Raw genomic sequence first — 23,267 nt, 5'->3', positions numbered from 1 at the left:
AATTACTTGGCCGTATTGTCCGCCAGCGTTCCTGCTCCCGATGCCAGCGCTGCCCTAGCTTGCTCCGACAAGCGGATAGGGGTTTCCGCGCCGGTAATTACGTTATCGGCAATGTGGAAGCTGCCGATTTGGTCGAGGCGGATCCCGCTTGAATCGGGGAAGGGCTGGCCTTCGCCGCTTTCGATGACGTTGCGTTCAATGACGACGCCGCCAGCCGAGCCAACGTTGGCCTCAATCGCAGCATAGAAGCTGCCGCTTCCCCCGATGGTATTGTCGGAGACGGTTACATCGCCGGCATATACGGATATGGCAGAGTACATGTCCTGCGGCAGCGGGTCCTTGGGCGTAACGAGATAGCGGTTATCTCCGGAGTAGGAGTTGAGGATCCGGTTATTTTTGACGACAACGCCTGGGGCGGAGATTTTGATGCCGCGTTTGGCGGTGTGGTGGAGGATGTTCCCGGAGATGACAGAATCCGATCGCGGCGAAGAAGCAGGCGGCTGATCAAAATAGATTCCGTCCGCATCCTCTCGCGGGGTAATATAAGAAATCAGGTTGCCTGTAATGCTGACGCGGCGGGCGATCGTGCGCCCCGGTTCGCTCCAGGCCATAATCCCCCGTGCGACGGGGGCGGTTTCTCGCGCGGAGATTCCGGTGATCGTGCAGCCGAGGATATTGATGTCCAGAGTGTTGCCGTAGATCATAATGCCGGCGACGACGGTAGTGGACAACGGGTGCTGCGGATCGGCCGGCTGGTTCAAATTCTGGATCGTACTGTTCACAATTTGCACGTTCGATGATCCGCTATGCACGCCGATCCCGCGGGTCAGCCGTGAACCGCCGTCGATCACGATGCCGTCGATGCGGACCTTGCGCCCCTGGACGGAGACGGCCTCAAAGCCGTATCGGGCTCCGCTGATCGCACAGAATTTCAGGACAGGCCGGCCCAGCCCGCGGAGGGTGACGCCGCTGCGGATCGGCAGCGGCTCGTCCAGAGCGAGCAGATACGTGCCAGGGGGGACGAGGACGGTCGTGTTATGACCGGTGGCCGCCGCTTGCCGAAGCACGCGCAAAAAAACAGCCGTATCATCTGTGAGGCCGTCGCCTTTGGCGCCGGCCTCCTTTATGTTGAAGGTGGGAGCGGGGAAGGGGGAGTTCGCCTCCCAACGCAGCAGCAAGGCCCAACTCAAGCTCAAAATCAACAGTGCAAGGAGCAGCCACCGGCTCTGACGCCGGCGCGGATCACCGCCGCCTCGCTTCGGGCGAACCGGGCCGTTTGGATGTGGCCAGGGAGATTTTTTACTCATTGGGCTCATCCCCCAGAAGCTGACGGGACATCTCGGACCAGGCCGTCATACTCGGAATCCAGTAGTACAGCTCAGCGCCGACCAACGGGTCCTTCGCTTTGCCGTTGCTCCCCGGAAACTGCACAAAATACATCTCCTCGGGATCAATGCTGCGAACCATCCAGGCCAAGCTCAGCATATCGGCATCGGTCAGATTGGTGTCCAAAATGTCTTCCTTCACTTGCCGGATCAGCTCGGGCAGAAGGGTCAGGTTATCCGGAACGAGCAGCCTGCGGGCAATCGCCTGCACGACCAGCGCCTGATTTCGCTGCCGGGCGTTGTCGCCGTCTTCCAGCGATTTGCGCTCGCGGACGAAATCGAGAGCCGTTTCGCCGTTCCAGTGCTGTTCTCCTGCAGGCAAAGTCCGATAATTGTAGGTCAGCTTAACGGGAGCCTCCAATTTAACGTCGATGCCGCCGATCGTATCCACGAAATGCTCAAACCCGCTGAAGTTGGTTTTGACGTAATAGTTGATGGTGCAGCGGCATAAATTACTGACGGCCTGAATTGCGGCGAGGGTGCCGGCGTGGCTGCCTTTGCCGCGGGCTTCCGCCATGGCATGGGCATGGTTGATCTTGGTCAGTCCAATGCCGGGAAGGTTGACCTGGGTATCGCGCGGAATGGATACAAGGTTGACGGTATTGTCCTCCGGATTGACGTGGGCGAGCAACAGCACATCGGTGCGCGAAGCTTCCTCTGCCCGAGCGTCAGTGGCGAGCAGCAGCAGGTTAAAGCTGCCCCGGGCTCCGCGAATCTCCTCTGACGAAGGGGCCGCACCGGATTTTCCTGCCGTTCCATTATCAATAACACCAGTTTGCCCAGAGCTTGAAGCTTCGTCGCCGATGCCTTCCTCCGTATCCGACAGTACATCTCCACCGGTACGCTCCGGCGTAGCCAATACCGGGATCTCGGTGCCCCGAAAATGCCGTGAAGGCTCGTATTTCAAATAGGCGGTCAGCAGTCCGAAAGCCGCAAGGAGCAGAAGAATTACCGGGATTGCCACTTTTTTGGGGATTTTGAATTTCATTCGTTTCTCCACTCCGTCTCTAGCGATTCGAGTAGATCTCGTGAAAGGGTTTCATAGCAGTATATTCGTGGAATCTGAACCGTATGCTCGGAATGAAGGAATCTGCCAAGCCAGCGTCAGAGTGCGCGAATGCGTGCAAAAATGACGAAATTCCAGCATTTTACCAAGTCTATTTCGGACTAGACCTACATAAGGTGGTGGAAATGGGGCGAATGCCGATATTTTTTTAGGGAATAGGGGAGTCAAGCCGATGAAAGTGCTAGTCACGGGGGGAGCGGGGTTTATTGGGCGCCACACAGTCAAGCGGCTGGTGGAAGAGGGGGAGCAGGTGGTGGTGGTCGATACCGGGTTGCCCGGGAATCTAAGGAAAAAAGACGAGTTGGTTACATACTACGCGACGGACATTATGTCCGATGAATTGGAGTTGATCTTTGCCGAGGAACGACCGGATGCCGTTATTCACCTTGCAGCCCAAACCAGTGTCCGTCGCTCCTTGCAAAACCCAACGGCCGACGCCGAGACGAATATCCTGGGGACGATCCAACTGCTGGAGCAATGCATTCGTTTCGGAGTGCGGCGGATTGTCTTTGCGTCATCGGCCGCAGTGTACGGGAATCCAGACCATTTGCCGATCAAAGAGTCGCAACGACCGGAGCCTTTGTCTTTTTACGGTGTGTCGAAACGGGTTTCCGAGATGTATATCCAATCGTTTAGCGAGCGCTACGGGCTGGAGTATTCGATCCTTCGGTATGCCAATGTTTATGGGATACGGGAGCGGCGTACCGGTGAGGATGGCGTGCTGACCGCGTTCGTCGAACGACTGATTGCGGGCCTTCCTCTGGAGGTGTACGGAGATGGCTCGCAGACGCGGGATTTCGTCTATGTGAAGGATATCGCAGAGGCGAACGTGCAGGCGCTGCGATGCGCGGGCAGTCAGATTATAAATGTCAGCAGCGGGCGCGGTATCTCTATTCTGGAGGCGTTGGGGGTCTTATCGGAGATATCCGGCCGCCATGTGCAGCCGCAATTCCGTCCCGCCCAGCCGGGGGATATTGACCAGAGTGTGCTTGATAACGGCAAAGTTCGGGAGATCCTCTGGTGGGAGCCGCGATATTCGCTATATAATGGATTAGTAGAGATGATGGAATTCGAAATGGAAGCGAGAAAAAATCCACTGCTCATCCAGCGAACCAACTACAGTGAACCATCGGTCTTCTTTTTTGGGGGGAGCCTCGGATAAACGACGCCCGCAGCCCCCTCCTCTGTGATATGATGAATCTAGAAGAAGGAGAGCTTTTCGTTCGGATAGGTGTCGGAATAGGGTCCGGAGCCGGCCATCGGAGGAACATATCGGGAGGGATGACGGGATGAACGACAAGGGCGAATACGCAGACCCGCATCAAAATGAATCCGCTTACCTGGTGCAGGCTCTGCGATTTGGCCTCACCTGCCTGATGGAATACGTGCTGCTGCTGCCGGCATGGATCTTGTTCGCGTCGTTCCTTCGGCCGCCGGAGCTTCCGGTCGCGGGACTTGGCCTGCTGCCGTTGCTCTCGCTGGCCGGCGTCCTGCTTGGCACCCGGCTGCGTAAGCTGTGGCAGCGCGGGGCTGCGGCCCTCGCCTTTGGCGCGGTGTATACCGCGGCCGCCTTCGCTTGGGCGGGGGGCGCGAGCGCGCTTGGCTTCGGTAACGCCGCATCGGCCGGCCAGACGCCCGCGCTAGCCTCCACCGTCGTTGCGCTGTTGCAAACGGTGGCGCTGTTTGCCGCCGGGGTGTTTTGCTCGCTGCAAGGGCTGACGGTTCGGAATCGCCAGCGCCATTTTCGGCTGTACTGGGTTGGGCTTGGCCTCTATTTCTTAGCGGGAATCTTCTTCCCGCGAATCGAAGCGCTTCAAGCGACGGTCCCGCTCATCACCTGGGCCGGCGTTATCAACTTGGCCACGGCTCTGTTCGTGACGAACCATCAGTTTCTGTGCTACAGTTCGCAATCCGGTGACTCGGGAGAGCGGCTGCCTGCTGGTCTCCGCCGCCATAACCGCTTATTTGTCGGCGTGATCGTTGTTGCCGCTTTGTTGCTGGCGGCCGGCGTTGGTCGCTGGATCGGCAGCCTGCTGTGGAGATTGCTTCAAGCGATCGTGCGTTGGTTAACCCGTCCGCAGGAGCCTGTGCTTCCGCCGACGGAAGAGCCGGAAGCGGTAACTCCGCCGCAGGAGCCGATGCTGCCAGCGGAACCCCAGGAACCGGGGTTGCTGTCGGAAATTTTGAACTATGCGTTTTATGTGTTTGGCGGCTTGCTCCTGGCGGCACTGCTGGGCTTCGTCCTGTATTGGCTGTATAAGAACGCCGGGGGTTACTGGCGCAAAGCGATCAGTCGCCTGCTCAACTTGCTGCGCCGGGAAAGCGCCGCGCCGGAGCCAGCTGCTTACCGCGACGAGGAGACGAGTTTATTGACTTGGGAATCGGCACTGCAAGGCTGGCGCAGGATTGGCGCCCGCCTGCTGCGTACCGGGAAGCCAGCCGAACGTTGGGAGGACATGAGGGATAACCGAGAGCGCGTCCGCTTTTTGTACCGACTATTTTTGCGGAAGGAACGTCAGCGGGGGGTCTCGCTCAAGCCCTATTTGACCCCAAAGGAATTGGTGGAAGAGATCAAGCTGGAAGCTGCAGTTGATCCGTTGCTCCAACTGTACTATGAAACGAGGTATGGGGAAGAGCTGCCGGGAGACGAGGAGGTGGCGGAGCTGCGGCGGCGCCTTGCGCGGTAAGGCGAAGCAGGTGTGCTCCGGATCGACCTAGCGGTTAGACGCAAAAAACGCGAGCCTGCAGAGATTTACTCTGCTTGCTCGCGTTCTTTTTTTCATTAGGAACTGTGTTTGACGATTTCGAGTTTCTTAAAGCGATGCGGTTCCTTCTCCAGCAATGTGAAGGTTAAATCCTCATGCTCCAGCGTGTCTCCGACATCCATAGACGGGTTTCTGCCGTAGAGCCAGCCGCCAATGGTATCCACTTCCTCCGTGCTCAGGTCGGTTAGCAGCACTTCGTTGATCTGATTCACCGTCACCGTGCCGAGGGCAACCACATGCGATTCGTCGAGCTGGACGATCGGATCTTCCTCTTCTTTATCGAATTCGTCGCGGATTTCCCCGACAAGCTCCTCGAGAATATCCTCCAGTGTAACCAGACCAGCGGTTCCTCCGTATTCGTCGATCAGGATCGCCATATGGGTGCCTTCCTTCTGCATCTTCTTCAGCAACTCATTCACTGGAGTTACTTCGGAGACGGCCATCACCGGCTGCAGCAAAGCGGAAAAATCCAGATTTGGATTGTGATCATAAGCCAAGAAGAACTGTTTCGTATTTACGATTCCGATGACGTTATCCTTGCTGCCATCAACAACCGGAAAACGGGTGTATTGCTGTTCCCGGATGATCTCCAAGTTCTCCTGCCGCGTCTTGTCCGTATATAAACACACCATATCGGTGCGAGGTACCATGATTTCCTTGGCGAGCAAATTATCAAATGCGAATATCCGATTCACGTAGCCAAATTCGCTTTGGTTAATTTTGCCGCTTTCGAAGCTCTCGTTAATGATGATCTGCAGTTCTTCCTCCGAGTGCGCTTCCTCATGTTCGGAGGCCGGCTTAATGCCAAACAAGCGCACGAGCTGGTTGGCCGAACCGTTTAGGGCCCAGATGAAAGGGCGCATGACTTTCGTAAAAAGAATCAAAGGTTTGGCTGTAATCATGGCAATTTCTTCGGCTTTGCGGATTGCCACGGTCTTAGGGGCCAACTCACCCACAACAACGTGAAAATACGTGATGACGACAAACGCGATAATAAACGAAAGCGCGCTGCCAACAGTCTCAGGTACTTTCAGGCTATGGAACAATGGATGCAGCATGCGCTCCACCGTTGGTTCACCCAGCCATCCGAGTCCCAGCGCGGTGATCGTAATTCCGAGCTGGCAAGCCGATAAAAATCCGTCCAGGTTGGAGGTGACCTGCTTGACGGCGACGGCACCCTTCCGTCCTTCCGCCACAAACTGGTCGACCCGGCTGCCCCGGACCCGAACGATCGCAAATTCTACCGCGACGAAAAACGCCGTTAACGCGATAAGAATGACGACCAAAACCACATTTAAAACCAAATACCTGTCACTGTCCATTCGATGCATCTACTCCTCGATAATTTAATATAATGGCGTGAATCTTATCACTATTATACAATAAACTCTCCCGTTCATGCGAACCCGCTCGCGGGGCGGATTAGGTGTTAATGTTCGTGTTTTTAGCAGTCGTTGTGAAAAAATCCACGTTATTTTCTTTTGTTTTGGTAAAAAACACGAATATTAAATTTAAATTAGGCTTGACTTATCCGTTTATCCCGCTTATACTCAGGTTGTTCCAAAACACAAACAAGTCCATAGATTAAAGAACAAGTTCGTATATCCTCAATAATATGGATTGAGGGTCTCTACAAGGAACCATAAATTCCTGACTACGAATAGGGTGCATTCGCATACCTATGAGAGGTCAGGAATTTTTTGGTTTATGATGTGAATGATAATCACCTCAGGAGGATACAGATGAGCAAATACGATGTCATTGTAGTGGGAGCCGGCCCTGCCGGGATTTTCGCCTGTTACGAACTGACCCGGAAAGCGCCGCATTGGAAGGTGCTTCTGGTGGACAAGGGGCATGATATCTACCGCCGCCGTTGCCCAATCTTGGAGGAGAAGATTACGCTTTGCCCGCCTGCGGCCGGGCGCAAGGAGTTTGCCGGATGCTTGCCGGCCTGCTCGATCACGGCTGGATTTGGCGGTGCCGGAGCCTACAGCGACGGGAAATTTAATATCACGACGGAATTCGGCGGTTGGCTGAGCGATTATATCGCGCCGTCCAAGGTGCTGGATTTGATTAAATATGTCGATGCGATCAACTTGGAGCACGGGGCGACAACCACCATCACCGATCCGATGACGGAAGCGGTCCGACAGATCGAACAACGCGGATACGCCGCCGGGCTCAAGCTGTTGCGGGCGCAGGTGCGGCACCTGGGGACCGAGCAGAATCTGGAAATCCTGAAATCGATCTACGAATATCTCAACACGCGCATTGATATGCTGTTCAAGGCAGAAGTCGAAGACCTGATCACGGAAAAAATCGATGGAAGCCACCAAGTCCGCGGGATCACACTGAAGAACGGCGAAACGTACGAAGCCGATCTGGTGATGGTAGCTCCAGGCCGGGACGGTTCCGCTTGGTTGACCGAGATCCTTAAGAAACGCCGTCTGAAGATGACGAACAATCAGGTGGACGTTGGCGTTCGTGTGGAAACTTCCGATGTGGTGATGCGGGAGATCAACGAGCATTTGTATGAGGGCAAGTTTATTTTTAATACATCGGTTGGCACGCGAGTGCGCACGTTCTGCAGCAATCCTTCCGGACATGTCGTCGTCGAGAACCACAGCGGCGTGATGGCGGCCAACGGTCATTCCTTCAAAGATCCGGCGCTTGGTTCGCAGAATACCAACTTCGCGCTGCTCGTATCGCATCGGTTTACCGAACCGTTTGATAAACCAAACGAGTATGCGCGGGAAATTTGTCAGCGGGCTAACGATTTGTCGAGCGGCGGGGTCATCGTGCAAAAATACGGCGATATCCTGCGCGGACGCCGCTCCACAGCTGCGCGGATTGCCGAAGGCTTCCTGGAGCCAACGCTCAAGGAAGCGGTGCCGGGCGATCTCGGCCTGGTATTGCCGTACAATACGATGAAGAGCCTGATCGAGATGGTCGAGGCGCTCGATAAAGTGACGCCGGGGATTGCTTCGGAGCATACGTTGTTCTACGGGGTGGAGGCGAAGTTCTATTCGGCCCGTCCGAAGCTGAGCGAATCGCTGGAAACGGAGATCAGCGGCTTGTTCTGCGGCGGTGACGGCGCGGGGATTACCCGCGGCTTAGCCCAGGCGGGAGCGGCCGGAGTATGGATCGCCCGCGGAATGATCGAGAAAGCGGGAGTGTAAGGAGCACATAAGATTACGGGTACAGTCCTTGAAACGGGGGCAGTGCCCGTTTTTTGTTCTTCGTGAATCGTTGATGTTCATGCTTTGGCGGATTGATTTTACATAATTTTAATCGACAGGAAATAATGTTCAATTTTAAAATAAGTATGATGAGGAGGTAGTCCAATAAAAATCAAGCGCATGGGGAGGAATCGATGATTTATGGGTAAGGGCAAGGCGAACGCTTGGCGCAAGAAATGGTTAGGTTTCTTATTAGCCGGCGCATTGGTCGTAACCGGTCTGCCGGGATGGGCACCACAGGCGGCAGCCCAGCCTGCCGATTTAACGGTCGATGTATCGCGGGCCGGGGCAGGCGCGCAGCTTAACGCAGCATCGAACAGCGGAGAGGCCTTGCTGCAGATCGCTGCCGCTCCGCTCAGCGTCGCTGAAGCGATCGCCAAGGGGGACAGCGGCGAAGCTGTGGAAGTGGCCGGCATCATTGTGGGCCATGCGACGGGATCGCTTACTGCCGACTTTGAAGCGCCCTTTGGCAACGATTTTAACTTCCTGATTGCCGATACGGCCGGGGAACAGGATAAGACGAAGCTCATCGACGTACAGATTCCTTCCAGTTTCAGAGCGGAGTTTGGTCTTCAAAGCAACCCGGATTTGATCGGGAAGTCGGTGATCGTATCGGGGTCGCTGGCGGCGTACAACAATTTTGCGGGATTAAAAAGCGTAACCGCGATTTCATTATGGGACCAGCCGGGCGATCATGGGGAAGACCCGGGGGAAGAGCCTGGCGAGGATCCCGGTGAGGACCCTGGTCAAGATCCGGATCCGGGCGACATCCCGCAGCTTCCGGACGGCACCGGCAAAAAGGTGCTGTTTGACAACGCCCACGGCCAAACCGCCGGCGCAGCGGATTGGGTTATCGATGGCGGGTTTTCTGACTTTGCCGATGGGCTGCGGGCGGCCGGTTTTACGGTAGAGTCGCTGGAACGCCCGATGCCGTATACATTTGGGGAAACGGCCATTACCTACGAGGCATTAGAGCCTTATGACGTCTTTATGATTCCTGAAGCGAACATTCCGTTTAAGGAGGCTGAGCAGGAGGCTTTGGTGCAGTACGTGGAAAATGGCGGCGCCGTATTTTTCATCTCCGACCATTATAATGCTGACCGTAACAAGAACCGCTGGGACGCCTCAGAGGTATTTAACGGCTATCGCCGCGGGGCATACGAAAATCCAGCCAAAGGGATGACGGCTGAAGAGGCCAATTCTCCAGCGATGCATGGGGTGAGCAGCTCCGACTGGTTAGCTGACAACTTTGGCGTTCGCTTCCGCTATAACGCCTTGGGCGACGTCAATGCAACGGATATCGTCAGCCCGTCGCAATCTTTTGGTATCACGGCGGGAGTGGAAGCTGTCGCCATGCATGCCGGGTCAACCGTAGCGATTCTCGATCCGAACAAAGCCAAAGGGCTTGTCTATGTCCCGACTGGCGTTCCGGCATGGGGCAATGCCGTTGACGAAGGCGTCTATAATGGCGGCGGTCGGGCGGAAGGCCCTTATGCGGCGATCGCCAAGCTGGGTCTCGGTAAAGCCGCTTTTATCGGTGACTCTTCGCCGGTTGAAGACGCAACCCCGAAGTATGTACGGGAAGAAAACGGCCAAAAGAAAACGACCTATGACGGCTTCAAGGAAGTGGACGACGGCTTGTTCCTGGTGCAAACGGTGAAATGGCTGGCGCATGACGAGAGCTACACCTCTTTTGATCAGGTGCCGGGACTGGTGCTGGATACGCCAACTGCGCTGGACGCAGATGAGGAGCCGGCCGCCACCACCGAACCGCAGCCAGAGCCGTGGGCGCAGCCGGCCCCCGGATATAAATGGTATGATCCGGCTACGTTTAAGCCGGGTTCGTACGGCTCGTCGCAAGCACCGGAAACGGAGCCAACGTTTGCCTTCGTCCATCAAGCACAGCTGCCAAGCCAGCAGGAATTCCAAATCCGCGTGACCGCAGACGGCTTAACGCCGGGACAGACGGTGTCCGATTTGCGGGTAGGCATCTACTTGGCCGGCGGTGAACAGATCGCCCGGTTCAAGAGTGCGGACGGCAGCTGGTCGGATTACAATTACAGCCCGGCGTTTTCGTTGACGGGCGATGCCCTGGGGCATGCGTCCAAGGATTTGACCGTGCAACTGAAGCCGGGGGTAACGGCCTCAAGCGCTAACTTACGTTTGAAAAAAGGCAGCGCGAATGAACTCACGAAGCAGGTCGAGATCGCGAATGTGGATGCCGAGCCGTTGCCAGGCGATCATCCGCCGGTGCCGGAGTCGAGCACAATTGCCGCAGCACGTGAGGCGGCGGAAGGGACGGTCGTCACGGTTCAGGGGGTGATTACTTCCGAACCGGGTGTGTTTGGCGGTCAAGGCTTCTATTTGCAGGATGAAACGGGAGGCATTTACGTCTTCCAAACAGCAGCGGGTTATCATGCCGGTGACCTTATCCGTATCAGCGCAACCCGTACGTTGTACAACGGGGAAGTTGAGCTGGAGAATCCGGTGCTGATCGAGAAGCTGGGGACAGCTCCGCTGCCGCAGCCGCAGGTTCAGGATGCGGTGACGGAGGCGAATCAAGGACAGATGATTACCTTGACCAACGTAGTGGTGCAGGATGTCGTTGCTGCGACTCCGGCGGGTTCTCTTGAATTTAATGCCGTCCGCGAAGACGGCAGTTCGACCCGAGTACGGTTTGATGGTAGAACCGGAGTGACGATGGATTCCTTTTTGGCGCTGTACCCTGAAGGTACCCGCGTGAATATCAGCGGTATCGCCTCGGTATACCGAGGGACCTACCAGCTGAAGCCGCTTGCCTTGGCTCATGTCGTACCAAGCGCGACCGAGGCGGATTTAACGGCTCCGGTGACGGAGCGCGATGTCGCCGGGGTTGAGGGGGCGGACGTTTATAATCCGATGGAAGTCACGGTAGCTTTGTACGCAGAGGATCAAGGCGGCAGCGGTTTGGAACGGACTGAGTATCGGGTGAACGGCGGGGAGTGGATTCAGTATGCTGAGCCTTTTACACTGTCAAACGACGGGAAGTATACGATCGAATACCGCTCCGTGGATCGGGCAGGTAACGAGGAAGCGCCGAATACCCTGTATATTAATGTAGATCGTCTGGCACCAGAAGTGACGTTTACAGGGGATTACCAAGTGCTCCAAGTTGCCCCAAGTGTTCCTTTCAACATCGCCGTAAATGACGCGGTCAGCGGGCCGAAATCAACGGCTTACCGGCTTGACGGACGCAGCATCACGGGCGTAGCCGAAATCGTTCCCTTCTCTTTATCGGTTGGTACGCACAAGCTAACGGTCCAAGCAACGGATGCAGCGGGACATACCGCGTCGGTGGAATTTACATTCCAAGTAACCATCGACATCGCCCATTTAAATGAGCTGGTGGATTTGGGCAAAGACCGCGGCTGCTTCTTAACCAATGGGGCGGCAACCAGCTTGCAAGCCCAGATCGCCACACTGCAAAAGGCCAAAACTCCATTGGAGCGCGATATCAGGCTCAAGGCGCTGAAGATCACGATCAGCGTCCAAAGCGGATTAACCATGAAGCAGAGCTTCGCGAATCTGATGCTGGAGGATTTGGAGTATATCGGGGGAGTGGCGGCTTAGCTTGTAGATCTTGGAATAGAAAAGTCGCTCAGGATAGAGTAGATGCCTGAGCGACTTTTTTGCCTTCGTTCGTTAAAAAAACCAGGCTTGCCAAGAATGAAAGCGTTTTGTATAATGAGTTATGCAACCGGTTGCAGATTAAGGAGAGATCAATCGTGTCTAAGATAACTATTCAAGAAATTGCGATTTTGGCGGGTGTTAACAAGGCGACCGTATCCCGGGTGATCAACGGGAATCGGAACATTTCCGAGAAAACTCGGAAGAAAGTCGAAGACATCATGAAGCAGTATAACTATGTCCCCAACTCCATTGCGCGCGGATTGGCGACGAAGAAGACGTTTACGGTCGGCTTTTGTTTTGATTACACCAATAAACAGGCCTATGCTAACCCGTATTTTTACAAAGTCCTTCAAGGGATTGAAGAGGTCGTATACAATCACGATCACATGTTTCTGATGATGAGCGATCATGATGGGAAGAACGGCAGATCAACATTCGAGCGGGTGGTGGTTGAGCGCCGGGTTGACGGTGTCATTATCCCCAATACGCTGCTTAATGAGCGGAATTATGAATTGCTAACCAAACATGACATGCCGTTTGTCGTATCCGGCGAAAATACGCTGAAGCAAGCGGACGCACCTTGGGTAGATATCGATAACGTTCAGGCTGGTCGGATTCTGACCGAGCATCTAATCGATTTGGGCTGTCGCAACATCATGATTTATGCCGGCGGATCAGCCGCCAAGAGGGACAAATTTCTGGGTGATCGCCTGAACGGCTACCATGAAGCGATGCGTCAACACCACTTGGAACCTCAAGTGATCGAGCATGCCGATTTTTTGAAAAAGCTTTACGATTCCCCTCGCTCTGGATCGGAAGCGCAACGGCCCGATGCTCTGATCTGCTGTACGCATGAACAGCTTTTCGAAATCTTGGACTGGGAGAACGGTAATCCTCTCTTGGCCGAGCTGGCTTTAGCTACATTTGACAGCTTTCCGATGTCCAAATACTTGAAATACCCGGTGCATTTCGTAGAAATCGATCTGGAAATGATGGGGAAGCAAGCGGCGCAAATGCTGTTTTCGCGGATGAATAAAGAATCGGGGGTACCGCCGTTTATCTCGATTCCAACGCAAATCGGTAAATGATCGAACAAACTAAACATAATGAGGTAATAAGTTGATGACCCAATATTTGTATCACGATCCGGTAGTAGATGCTACCCTAATTTCTCTGAATGAATTGGAAGTTCGCCTAAAGCTCCCTGCTGATGCGAATCAAGTCACGCTAAACTATTGGAATAAATATAAGCCGGAGTATGGTATTCGGAAGCAAGCGATGACGTTATGGGCGGAATCGGGGGAATTTAAGTACTATCGCACGATATTGACGGGTATGGAATCTCGCATTCGGTACCTTCAATATAAATTCGAGTTTGCTGCAAAGGGGGAATCCTACTGGCTGGGTGCTGAGGGATTATGTAAGACGGAAGGAACCAGAGGCAGCTATTCGTATGCCTATGCGGGAGATCGCGACATGGTGAACTCTCCGGAATGGATTGGGAACCGTGTATGGTATCAAATCTTCCCTGAACGTTTCTGTAACGGTGATCCCGAGAATGATCCGGAATCTGTGGAACCTTGGGGGAGCGTGCCAACGCGGGACAATTATATGGGAGGTGATCTTCAAGGAATCATCAAGCAATTGGATTACCTGAGCGGGCTTGGCATTAATGCGCTGTACTTAAATCCGATATTTGCGGCTACGTCGAACCACAAATATGACACCGTGGATTACTTTCAAATCGATCCGCAATTCGGGACGGTACAAGATCTGCAAGAGCTTGTCCAAAAATGCCACGAACGCGATATCAAGGTGATTCTCGACCTGGTAATCAATCATTGCGGGTTCTATCATCCATATTTTCAGGACGTCGTGAAAAAAGGAGAAGCTTCGGTATATAAAGATTGGTTCTATATTAACCGGTACCCGGTTCACCGAAGCGAAGACGGTTACGATTCTGTAGGTTATTATCAATGGATGCCTAAGCTGCGGACATCGAATCCCGAAGTTCAGCAGTACGTATACGATATCGTTTCCTTTTGGCAGAAGGAGACGGGCATCGACGGCTGGAGAATCGATGTCGCAGATGAGGTGGAAATCAGCTTTTTGCGGGAGCTGAAATCCTGTGTCAAGAAATTAAATCCTAACGCTATCATTATTGCAGAAATCTGGGATGATGCCAAGCGCCTGATGGCGTCTGGCGGCGTGGACAGCGTGATGAACTATGAGCTGCGAACGATTCTGTTCGATTACTGTCTGGATCGTTCCATCCTGCTTGCGGAGTTCCATTCCAGACTTGTGAGTTTACTCCATCGTTATTCCTTGGCTGAACTAAATCAAATGTTTAACCTGCTAGGAAGCCATGACACGGAACGAATCTTGACGCGTTGCGGGAAGGATGAAAGCAAACTACAGCAACTGCTGGCCCTTCAATTCTTCCTGCCGGGGAATCCTACCGTTTATTACGGGGACGAACTGGGAATGACCGGGGAGAATGACCCAGGCTGCCGCGGGAGCATGCCTTGGCAGCTCGTCGAGGCCGAACCGCAGTTGTTAAGAGAGTTCCGCACCTGGATTCGGCGTAAAACAACCGATCCGGTACTGCAGCACGGCAACACGGAGCTTAGATACCGGGAAGACTCGGAGTGTTACGTCATTCGGCGCTACACCGAAACCAAAGAAGCGGTGCTTTTAATCAATTTTTCGCAGGACCGGCAAGCTTTGGACGTCGTGATGAAGCAGTTTGACTTGATTGGCGCTTATACAATGGATCATTCGCAGGATACCGGGAACTTGCCTGAATTCATCGGTCCCGGAGATACGATTCTTTTCCAAAAACAGAATTAAGGAGATCAATCTATGATAAATAAATGGAGCAAGTTATTGCCGATTTTACTCGCCGTGACCCTGGTTTTGGCGGGCTGCGGTTCCAAGGGGAAGCAAGAGACGGCGAACGGGACAAGCTCGGATGCGAAGCCGGGCAAGGAGGTCACTATAACGTTCTGGCATCACTACAGTACTGCATCTCCGGAAGAGAAGACGTTAAAAGAGGTGCTTATTCCGAAATTTGAGGAGGAGAATCCCGGGATTAAAGTTAACCCTGTTGCCTTTACTTGGGAAGACCTGCATAAGAAGCTGCAGATCAGCGGCAGCGCTGGCGATTTGCCGGACGTAGCCCGGTTGGACATTATCTGGGTGCCGGAGTTCCAGAAAAGCGGGTTGCTGCAACAGTTAGACGCATTTGAAGATTTTGACGAGGTTGCCGGCAGCTTGCTGGAAGGCCCGCTGTCTACAGCGAAGGTAGGCGATCACTATTACGGACTTCCTCTCAATACGAATACCAAGGTGTTGTTCTGGAACAAGGAGATGCTGTCGCAAAGCGGTGTAGAGCAAGCGCCTGAAACCACGGAACAGTTTTTTGAGGCTTTGGGTAAAATCAAAAGTAAGTATGAAAAAAGCTGGGGATTCGGTGAACCGGCCCTTCAAGGCTGGAACGTCTTACCGTGGATTTGGAGCAACGGTGGGGATGTACTCTCGCCTGACTTCACAACGGCTGACGGTTATTTGAATAGCCCAGCTTCGGTAGAAATTTTGACGAAACTTAAAAACGCCTACAACGCCGGTCAAATTTCCGGATTTAAGCCGGGAGATGTAGCGGTTACGGAAGGTCATGCGAGCGGAAGCTATGCCATGATGGCGGAAGGCCCGTGGGCGGTGGCTCAGTTCCAATCGCAATTCCCTGATTTCGACGTCGAAATGGCTTCTTTTCCGGCGGGATCGGCGGGCTCCATTCAGGTGTTGGGCGGAGAGGATATCGGGATCTTTAGTAAAGACAAGCAGGAGGAATCCTGGAAATTCGTGAAGTTCATGGTGTCGGAAGAGGCTCAGATCGAGATGGGCAAGATCGGACAGATTCCGGTTAACCTCGCCTCAATGGAGAATGCCGATGTCAAGGCGATCGATTATTATCCACCGTTTCTTGAACAGTTGAAGACGGCTAAAGCTCGCCCGCCGGTTAGTGCTTGGCCGCAAATCGACGGCGTGATTAATGATGCGATGAGTAAAATTTTCATGACGGATGCGGATGTAAAAACGGAGCTGGATGCGGCAGTCCGTGCCATCGATGCTTTGTTGAAGGAGTAGTCCATTATCAGGAGAGCGTTTTCCGTACGGGAGGCGCTCCCTTTTACGAAGGAGTCAACATGACATGCGCAAAAAAAAAGGAGCAGCCGGATACTTGTTCTTTTTGCCCGGATTTTTATTTTTTGCCTTATTTATTCTCTACCCGTTGATCCGGAATTTGATCTACAGCTTTTATGATTTTCGGCTCACGAACATAAATCATCTTGAATTTGTGGGATGGGATAACTATAAGCATGTGTTCGGGGATGAAGTGTTCTGGATTTCGATACGAAATATTTTTATCTACGGGATCATTTCTGTACCCGGCCAAATGATTTTGGGTTTTCTGGTCGCCTATGCACTTTATCAGAATCGCCCCGGTACCAAGACGTTTCGGGTGCTTTACTTCTTGCCGGTCATTACGTCTTGGGTCGTTGCCTCGTTAATATTTAAATACGTTTTTGCCGATCAGGGCTTTTTGAATTATGCCATTACGGGTATCCTTCATCTGACGGACCGGACGATCAGTTGGTTAAGTGAACCGGGAAAAGCCTTGATCGTGATCGGAGCCCTTGGGATCTGGAAAGGGGTTGGCTGGGCGATGGTTATCTACATGGCCGCGCTGCAAGGGGTACCCAAAGATCAATATGAAGCGGCTTCTTTAGACGGCTGCAATGCGTGGAACCAGATCCGTTATATCACGCTGCCATCGATTCGAAACACGACGTTTTTTATCCAAATGATGTTAATTATCGGTGCGTTTAATGTGTTTACATCCGTGTACCTCATTACCAATGGCGGACCGTTGCATCAGACCGAAGTGATGTTGACGAGAATGTATCAGAAGGCGTTCTCCGAATATGATCTGGGTTACGCATCGGCGTTATCCTATGTCTTTGCGGTGATCATTGCTGGATTAACGGCTGTGCAGTTCCGTCTGAACAAACAGGAATAGGGGGCGAACCATATGCGCTCGCTGAAAACATTTTGCATCTACGCCCTGCTTGTCGCGGGCGGACTGATATCCATTTACCCTTTAGTGTATATGCTGCTAACCGCTCTCAAACCCATGACGCTGTTATTTGAGTTTCCGCCTCGCTTTTTGCCTTCGGAAATGACCTGGTCCAATTTTAGAGAAGCGTGGGGAAGTCAAAATTTCGCGTTATATTTGTTGAATAGCTTGCTGGTGACCTTGGCTAGCTTTGCGCTTATTTTTCTGCTGTCTTCCATGTTAGCCTTTGCCTACTCGCGGTTTGACTTTAAGGGAAAAAGCCTAAGCTTTGCAATTATTATGGGAGGCTTGGTCATCCCAAGTTTGACGTTGCTGATTCCCCAGTTTGTCCTGATTCGTCAGTTGGGTTTATTCGATTCACGGTGGGGGCTTATCGTTGTCTACGCCGCAGGTGCCATTCCGTTTACAACTTTCTTGCTTAAAGGCTTTTTCGATTCCATAACCCGTGACATTGATGAGTCGGTGGAGATGGAAGGGGGCGGCGCCTGGACGTTATTCGCTTCCATCATTTTGCCTCTCTCCAAGCCGGCATTTGTTCCAGCCACGATCTTTAACGCGCTGACCGTGTGGGAAGAGTTCCCCTGGGCACTAACCATCATCAATGATCCACTGAAAAGAACGTTACCGATTGCCCTGGCCAATTTCCAAGGGCAATATACGACGCAATGGGGCATCGTGTTCGCAGGTTCGTTGATCGCTGTTGTCCCGATTATCTTACTGTTTCTGCTGCTGCAGCGGTACTTTATCGCTGGCATTACGGCCGGAGCGGTAAAGGGGTAACCAAGCGACCGCAAGTGTAATTCCACCTTTTGTGCAAACGATTGACCAAGTCTTAGCACCGGTGATATAATCCAGCACATACAGGAAAGTAAACGTTTACGTTAGGCGCAAAAAAGGTTCTACATTGGACGCAGATGTTTTTTTCAGAGAACGGAAAGAGAAGCATTGGCTAATGAGAACCAACAGGGCGCACGTTGTCTATGAATATTTGAAACCACCTGATGGGGAAGATGATTACAGGTTCCTGCCACCAGCTTGCGGAATGTTTCCGGGAAAAGCGGCCATATGATGAGGTAAATGCATCGTGCAGGTGCGGAGATTCGGCGGCGCGGAGAAGATGTTGGACAGAAATGGTCTGCACCGGGCTCAGCTTCTTAACCCTTGCTTGGTGCGGGCGAAATTCTTCGGACTTCAAATGAAACACGTGCTGCTGAATTTAACGGGATTGGAGTGAGGATGTTGTCAGTACAAAAAGAATTCCACGGCACCATCGATTACGGAGATGTGGCGGTCACCGGGGGAATCTCGGTGTTTGATGCGAAGTTTGATGAGCTGTATGTATACGATGGTGATGATTTAGGAGCGGTGTATACCCCGGAACAAACTCGTTTTCGCTTGTGGGCCCCCACCGCCTCCGAAGCCAAAGTCATTCTGTACGAAACCGAGGACGGGACGCCGGTAAATGAGCTGCCCATGAAGCGGGATGTGCAAGGAACGTGGACCTTAACGGTACCGGAAGATTGCGGGGGGTTATTCTACACGTATCGTGTGAAGGTTGGGGAGCAGTGGAACGAGGCAGTTGATCCTTACGCGAAAGCGGTGGGCGTGAACGGGAAAAAAGCGGCGATCCTTGACCTGCGCAGCACCAATCCGGAAGGATGGGAGAACGATCAGAAGCCTCCGCTGGCTTCGCCGACGGATGCGGTGATTTATGAGCTGCATGTTCGAGATCTGTCGATTCACCCGAGAAGCGGCATCCGCGAAAAGGGGAAGTTCCTCGGCTTAACCGAGGAAGGTACTCGCGGGCCGAACGGCATTCCAACGGGGCTCGACCATATTGCCGGACTTGGCGTGACGCATGTGCAACTGCTGCCGATCTTTGATTACTCGCAGGAAAGCGTGGATGAAAGCCGCCTGGATGAACCCCATTACAACTGGGGGTACGATCCTCAGAATTATAATGTGCCGGAAGGCTCTTACTCGACGGACCCGTATAACCCAGCCGCACGGATCCTTGAGCTGAAACGTCTCATCCAAACGCTGCACGCTCGCGGACTTCGAGTGATTATGGATGTAGTATACAATCACGTTTATGACGGGTATCTGATTCATTTCACCAAGCTCGTGCCGGGTTATTATTTGCGGTACAAGTCGGATCGGACGTTCTCGGACGGGGCATTTTGCGGCAATGAGTGCGCTTCGGAACGGCCGATGATGAGAAAATATATGATTGAGTCGATCCTGCACTGGGTGCGGGAATACCATATTGACGGGTTCCGCTTTGATTTGATGGGACTGATCGACATCGAAACGATGAATGAAATCCGCCGGCGGTTGGACGAGATCGATCCGACGATCCTGACGATCGGCGAAGGCTGGATGATGGAGACGGTGCTTCCCAAGGAGCGTCGGGCCAACCAGGACAACGCCGGGAAGCTGCCGGGCATCGGTATGTTTAACGACGGGCTGAGGGACTCGGTAAAAGGGGATATTTTTATCTTTGACCGCAAAGGCTTTATTAGCGCCGGCGACGGCTTCGAGGACGGGGTGAAGCGCGGCGTGGCCGGGGGAATTAACTATGACGGAGGCCAGCTCCGGCAATTTGCGGTGGAACCGGTTCAATCGGTGAACTATGTGGAGTGCCATGATAACCATACGTTATGGGACAAAATCGAGCTGTCCACGCCGGGCGTTTCGGACGACGAACGCCGGGCGATGCACCGGCTCGCCTCCGCGATCGTGCTGACGAGCCAGGGCATCCCGTTCCTCCACGCCGGTCAAGAATTTATGCGCACGAAGGGCGGCGTGGAGAACAGTTATAAATCGCCGATCGAGGTCAACTGGCTCGATTGGGAGCGCTGCGCTGCGCATCAGGACGACGTGTCCTATATGCGCAGCCTGATCGCCTTGCGCAAGGCGCATCCCGCGTTCCGCCTGAAGACGGCGGACGAGATCCGCGCGCATTTGCGCTTTGAGGCAGCGCCGCCGCACGCCGTGGCGTTTACGCTGCGCGACCACGCGGGTGGCGATCCAGACCGCCACCTGTACGTGCTCTACAACGCGAACCCGGGCGCGTTGTCGCTGGAGCTGCCCGCCCTCGGACCGTGGGAGGTCCGGTTCGGGGGCGAGCACGTGCTCGCGCTGGAAGCGGGCGCGAGCGCTGAGGCTGCAGCGGCGGCGCACGCTGCAGCAGGGGGGCCTCCAGCCGGCGGGGCACGGCTGGAGGTGCGCGGGGTCGGCGTCGTCGTACTCGCCGTCCCGCGGTAACCGCGACAAGGGCAAGGGGCGTGAGCCCCGTTGCCCTTGGTTTAGCGCCGCGGCCGGGTGAGGATCGGCCGGGCGCTAGCGGGCTACGCGGAAATAAGGGTATTTTTGACCCTTATTTCCGCGTAGCCGCCCCATTTGAACAAAATAGCGGTATTTGATGGCCTTATTCTCCCGCAGGAGCCCCCAAATGGGGCTTTTTGCTCCTGCCGGACCGAAATAAGGCCATTTTTTACCGCTATTTGTTCAAATGAAGCTCAATCGCCGGAAATAAGGGAACTTATTACCGTTATTATTCCCTGGGGCCCCCGCAACGCCGGGCGCCCCCAAAAACCAACCCCCACGGCAAAGCCATGGGGGTTGGTTCAATAAATTCAGCTCAGCGCCGAAGGCTCCAGGCGCTTCGCTTGCACTTGGCTGTTCGCATCGACCGTGTAGCTTTGGTCGTAAATGCGGATCGCTGCTGGCGTATCCGATTCGTTCGAGACGATGATGCTGTCAGCGGTTGCGTTGACTTTCAGCCGGGCGCCGCGGAACATCACCTTAAACGAGAACGAGGTCCAGTGCGACGGGATGAACGGCCGCAGCACCAGCTCGCCCTCGCGGACGCGCAGGCCGCCGAAGCCTTGCACGATCGCCATCCAGGTGCCGGCCATACTGGTGATATGGCAGCCGTCTTCGGTGTCGTTATTGTAGTTGTCGAGGTCCAGACGCGCGGTGCGCAGGTACATCTCGTAAGCCTTCTCCTGATACCCCAGCTCGCAGGCGAGAATTGCATGCACGCAAGGGGAGAGGGAGGACTCGTGAACGGTCATCGGCTCGTAGAAGTCGAAGTTACGTTTCTTCGTATCCAGGTCGTAACGGTCGCTCAAGAAATACAAGCCTTGCAACACATCCGCCTGCTTAATGAAGCACGAGCGCAAAATCCGGTCCCACGACCAGTTCTGGTTCAGCGGCAGCTGCTTCGGATCCAGTTCCTTCACCGGCATCAGTTCTTTATCAAGGAAGCCGTCCTGCTGCAAGAACACGCCGCGCTCCTCATCGTACGGATAGTACATGTTGTCGATGATGTGCTGCCATTGCTTCGTTTCCGACTCCTGAAGCCCCAGCTTCTCCACCAGCGCTGCATAGTGCGCGGCATCTTGGACTTTGAGCTCGGCCAGCACTTCCAGCGTGTATTCGAGCGTCCAGGCGGCAATCCGGTTCGTGTACCAGTTGTTGTTGACGTTGTTCTCGTATTCGTTAGGGCCGGTTACGCCGAGCATGACGTATTTGCCCTTGGCTTGTGAGAAGTTCACGCGCTCTTCCCAGAAACGGGAGATTTCCACCAGCACTTCCAGGCCATACTCGCCCAAATATGCTTTATCCCCTGTATAGTTAACGTAGTTATAAATCGCATAAGCGATCGCCCCGTTCCGATGGATCTCTTCAAACGTGATTTCCCACTCGTTGTGGCATTCCTCGCCGTTCATCGTCACCATCGGATAGAGCGCGCCTTTGGTGAAGCCAAGCTTGCGGGCGTTCTCCTTCGCTTTCTCCAGATGCTTATAGCGGTAAATCAGCAAATTGCGAGCGATATCCGACTCCGCCGTGCTGAGGTAGAATGGCAAGCAATAGGCTTCCGTATCCCAGTAGGTGCTGCCGCCGTATTTTTCCCCGGTGAAGCCTTTAGGCCCGATGTTCAGTCGGTCGTCCTCGCCGCTGTAGGTTTGGTTTAATTGAAAAATATTAAAGCGAATCGCCTGCTGCGCCGCAACGTCGCCTTCGATGATGATGTCGCTCATTTCCCATTTCTTCGCCCAGGCTTCAGCTTGCTCGCGCTTCAGGGCATCGAAACCGGCCTCTTTCGCGGAGTGCAGCGCGGCCTTGCCGGCTTTCACCAACTCGCCAAGCCCATGATCGCGGGAGGTGACATTGGCAACATACTTATACAACGTTACCGTCTCACCGGAGACCGCTGCCACGGCCACTTCGGCGGAGACGAACTTCTCCTGCTCGTGGAACGCAGGGGCCAGCTCCAGGCGTTTCCCGCCTTGTTCCACGTCAAACGCCATCACCGAGGTGACGTGGAAGTCGAGCTTTTTCGTCTTTACGGTTAAGTAGGAGACGTCGGTACCGGCCGATTTTTCCACCTCAAGCCAGAATTTCTCCTCATAGTTGGAGTCCTTATTCATCACGTCTCCGTCCAGGTAAGGCGCAAAACGCAGTTCTCCGTTGAAGTTGAGCGGCGTTACCGCGTAGCGGATCGCCCCGATCTCATGACGTACGATGCTGACGAATCGCAGCGCTTCCACAGCCAGCTCTTTGCCGTCCTTCATCACGGCGGTAAAGCGGCGGTAGAGGTAACCTTCCTTCATGTTTAGCTCACGGACGAAATCCTTCACCTGACATTCGGCCAAATCCAGCGCTACGCCGTCCACAAATACGTTAATGCCAATCCAGTTGGTGCTGTTCAGCACTTTGGCAAAATACTCCGGATAGCCGTTCTTCCACCAGCCCACCCGGGTTTTGTCCGGATAATACACGCCGGCCATGTAGCTGCCTTGCAGGGAAGGGCCGCTGTACTGCTCCTCAAAATTCGCGCGTTGGCCCATATAACCGTTGCCGATGCTAAAAATACTTTCCGAAATTTCATGATTCGCCGGATCAAACGATTCTTCCAGGATGGACCAGGGATCCACTTTCAAATACTGTTTCACGCTAACCGCTCCTTTAGTCATTTCGAATAGATTATTATGCAAA

15 protein-coding genes and 1 riboswitch are annotated in these 23,267 nt (G+C 53.9%); of the genes, 11 read left to right on the top strand and 4 right to left on the bottom strand.

The window, feature by feature from the left end; translation table 11 throughout:
- Positions 1-2: 2 nt before the first annotated feature.
- Both M3G15_RS07355 and M3G15_RS07350 read right to left on the bottom strand, forming a co-directional pair.
- On the bottom strand, positions 3-1,307 hold the full coding sequence (locus M3G15_RS07355; RefSeq protein ID WP_260070511.1) for a right-handed parallel beta-helix repeat-containing protein: 1,305 nt from the start codon (positions 1,305-1,307) through the stop codon (positions 3-5).
- The gene (locus tag M3G15_RS07350; RefSeq protein ID WP_260070510.1) at positions 1,300-2,373 is read right to left on the bottom strand and encodes an LCP family protein; all 1,074 of its coding nucleotides are present in this window, start codon (positions 2,371-2,373) and stop codon (positions 1,300-1,302) included. Before M3G15_RS07350 ends, M3G15_RS07355 begins: the two co-directional genes overlap by 8 nt.
- Positions 2,374-2,623: 250 nt before the next feature.
- Here M3G15_RS07350 and M3G15_RS07345 point away from each other — a divergent pair, with 250 nt between their 5' ends.
- Together M3G15_RS07345 and M3G15_RS07340 are read left to right on the top strand one after the other, a co-directional pair.
- Complete coding sequence (locus tag M3G15_RS07345; RefSeq protein WP_260070509.1) at positions 2,624-3,613, top strand: NAD-dependent epimerase/dehydratase family protein; 990 nt, start codon at positions 2,624-2,626, stop codon at positions 3,611-3,613.
- A 127-nt stretch (positions 3,614-3,740) separates the two neighbouring features.
- Positions 3,741-5,138: a DUF4129 domain-containing protein gene (locus tag M3G15_RS07340; RefSeq protein WP_009223921.1), complete on the top strand. Its 1,398-nt coding sequence runs from the start codon at positions 3,741-3,743 to the stop codon at positions 5,136-5,138.
- A 95-nt stretch (positions 5,139-5,233) separates the two neighbouring features.
- Here M3G15_RS07340 and M3G15_RS07335 read toward each other — a convergent pair whose 3' ends face one another.
- Entirely contained in the window at positions 5,234-6,538 is a 1,305-nt protein-coding gene (locus M3G15_RS07335) for a hemolysin family protein (protein WP_036644407.1), read from the bottom strand.
- A gap of 255 nt (positions 6,539-6,793) precedes the next feature.
- A riboswitch (purine riboswitch) is annotated at positions 6,794-6,893 on the top strand.
- A 65-nt stretch (positions 6,894-6,958) separates the two neighbouring features.
- Between M3G15_RS07335 and M3G15_RS07330 the strand changes: the two genes are divergently transcribed.
- The 9 genes from M3G15_RS07330 to pulA all read left to right on the top strand — a co-directional run bounded on the left by M3G15_RS07330 (position 6,959) and on the right by pulA (position 20,528).
- Positions 6,959-8,395 (top strand): NAD(P)/FAD-dependent oxidoreductase, encoded by a 1,437-nt coding sequence (locus M3G15_RS07330; RefSeq protein WP_009223923.1) that lies wholly within the window; start codon positions 6,959-6,961, stop codon positions 8,393-8,395.
- A 201-nt stretch (positions 8,396-8,596) separates the two neighbouring features.
- Positions 8,597-12,064 carry a DUF6359 domain-containing protein gene (locus M3G15_RS07325; protein WP_260070508.1) on the top strand — a complete coding sequence of 1,156 codons (3,468 nt, stop codon included), beginning with the start codon at positions 8,597-8,599 and terminating at the stop codon, positions 12,062-12,064.
- A gap of 155 nt (positions 12,065-12,219) precedes the next feature.
- Positions 12,220-13,212 carry a LacI family DNA-binding transcriptional regulator gene (locus M3G15_RS07320; RefSeq protein ID WP_260070507.1) on the top strand — a complete coding sequence of 331 codons (993 nt, stop codon included), beginning with the start codon at positions 12,220-12,222 and terminating at the stop codon, positions 13,210-13,212.
- 34 nt (positions 13,213-13,246) lie between these two features.
- The gene (locus tag M3G15_RS07315) at positions 13,247-14,974 is read left to right on the top strand and encodes a glycoside hydrolase family 13 protein (RefSeq protein ID WP_260070506.1); all 1,728 of its coding nucleotides are present in this window, start codon (positions 13,247-13,249) and stop codon (positions 14,972-14,974) included.
- A gap of 12 nt (positions 14,975-14,986) precedes the next feature.
- Positions 14,987-16,270, top strand: a complete 1,284-nt coding sequence (locus M3G15_RS07310; RefSeq protein ID WP_260070505.1) for an extracellular solute-binding protein — start codon at positions 14,987-14,989, stop codon at positions 16,268-16,270.
- Positions 16,271-16,334: 64 nt separating this feature from the next.
- Positions 16,335-17,204 (top strand): carbohydrate ABC transporter permease, encoded by an 870-nt coding sequence (locus M3G15_RS07305; RefSeq protein ID WP_260070504.1) that lies wholly within the window; start codon positions 16,335-16,337, stop codon positions 17,202-17,204.
- 12 nt (positions 17,205-17,216) lie between these two features.
- Complete coding sequence (locus M3G15_RS07300; RefSeq protein WP_009223929.1) at positions 17,217-18,041, top strand: carbohydrate ABC transporter permease; 825 nt, start codon at positions 17,217-17,219, stop codon at positions 18,039-18,041.
- 304 nt (positions 18,042-18,345) lie between these two features.
- A complete protein-coding gene (locus M3G15_RS07295; RefSeq protein ID WP_260070503.1) occupies positions 18,346-18,495 on the top strand; it encodes a hypothetical protein in 150 nt (49 codons plus the stop codon).
- Positions 18,496-18,500: 5 nt separating this feature from the next.
- The gene (gene pulA, locus M3G15_RS07290; RefSeq protein WP_260070502.1) at positions 18,501-20,528 is read left to right on the top strand and encodes a type I pullulanase; all 2,028 of its coding nucleotides are present in this window, start codon (positions 18,501-18,503) and stop codon (positions 20,526-20,528) included.
- Between the two features lie 371 nt (positions 20,529-20,899).
- Here pulA and M3G15_RS07285 read toward each other — a convergent pair whose 3' ends face one another.
- Complete coding sequence (locus tag M3G15_RS07285) at positions 20,900-23,224, bottom strand: glycoside hydrolase family 65 protein (RefSeq protein WP_260070501.1); 2,325 nt, start codon at positions 23,222-23,224, stop codon at positions 20,900-20,902.
- Positions 23,225-23,267: the final 43 nt, after the last annotated feature.

Origin of the sequence: Paenibacillus sp. p3-SID1389, from assembly GCF_025151705.1 — a bacterium.
Classification (GTDB): domain Bacteria; phylum Bacillota; class Bacilli; order Paenibacillales; family Paenibacillaceae; genus Fontibacillus; species Fontibacillus phoenicis.
This window is presented reverse-complemented; position numbering and strand designations above follow the sequence as displayed.

Bases quoted from the DNA above. Each gene is read 5' to 3' on its own strand.
- M3G15_RS07355 (WP_260070511.1), bottom strand. From the start codon at position 1,307: ATGAGTAAAAAATCTCCCTGGCCACATCCAAACGGCCCGGTTCGCCCG.
- M3G15_RS07350 (WP_260070510.1), bottom strand. From the start codon at position 2,373: ATGAAATTCAAAATCCCCAAAAAAGTGGCAATCCCGGTAATTCTTCTG.
- M3G15_RS07345 (WP_260070509.1), top strand. From the start codon at position 2,624: ATGAAAGTGCTAGTCACGGGGGGAGCGGGGTTTATTGGGCGCCACACA.
- M3G15_RS07340 (WP_009223921.1), top strand. From the start codon at position 3,741: ATGAACGACAAGGGCGAATACGCAGACCCGCATCAAAATGAATCCGCT.
- M3G15_RS07335 (WP_036644407.1), bottom strand. From the start codon at position 6,538: ATGGACAGTGACAGGTATTTGGTTTTAAATGTGGTTTTGGTCGTCATT.
- M3G15_RS07330 (WP_009223923.1), top strand. From the start codon at position 6,959: ATGAGCAAATACGATGTCATTGTAGTGGGAGCCGGCCCTGCCGGGATT.
- M3G15_RS07325 (WP_260070508.1), top strand. From the start codon at position 8,597: ATGGGTAAGGGCAAGGCGAACGCTTGGCGCAAGAAATGGTTAGGTTTC.
- M3G15_RS07315 (WP_260070506.1), top strand. From the start codon at position 13,247: ATGACCCAATATTTGTATCACGATCCGGTAGTAGATGCTACCCTAATT.
- M3G15_RS07310 (WP_260070505.1), top strand. From the start codon at position 14,987: ATGATAAATAAATGGAGCAAGTTATTGCCGATTTTACTCGCCGTGACC.
- M3G15_RS07305 (WP_260070504.1), top strand. From the start codon at position 16,335: ATGCGCAAAAAAAAAGGAGCAGCCGGATACTTGTTCTTTTTGCCCGGA.
- M3G15_RS07300 (WP_009223929.1), top strand. From the start codon at position 17,217: ATGCGCTCGCTGAAAACATTTTGCATCTACGCCCTGCTTGTCGCGGGC.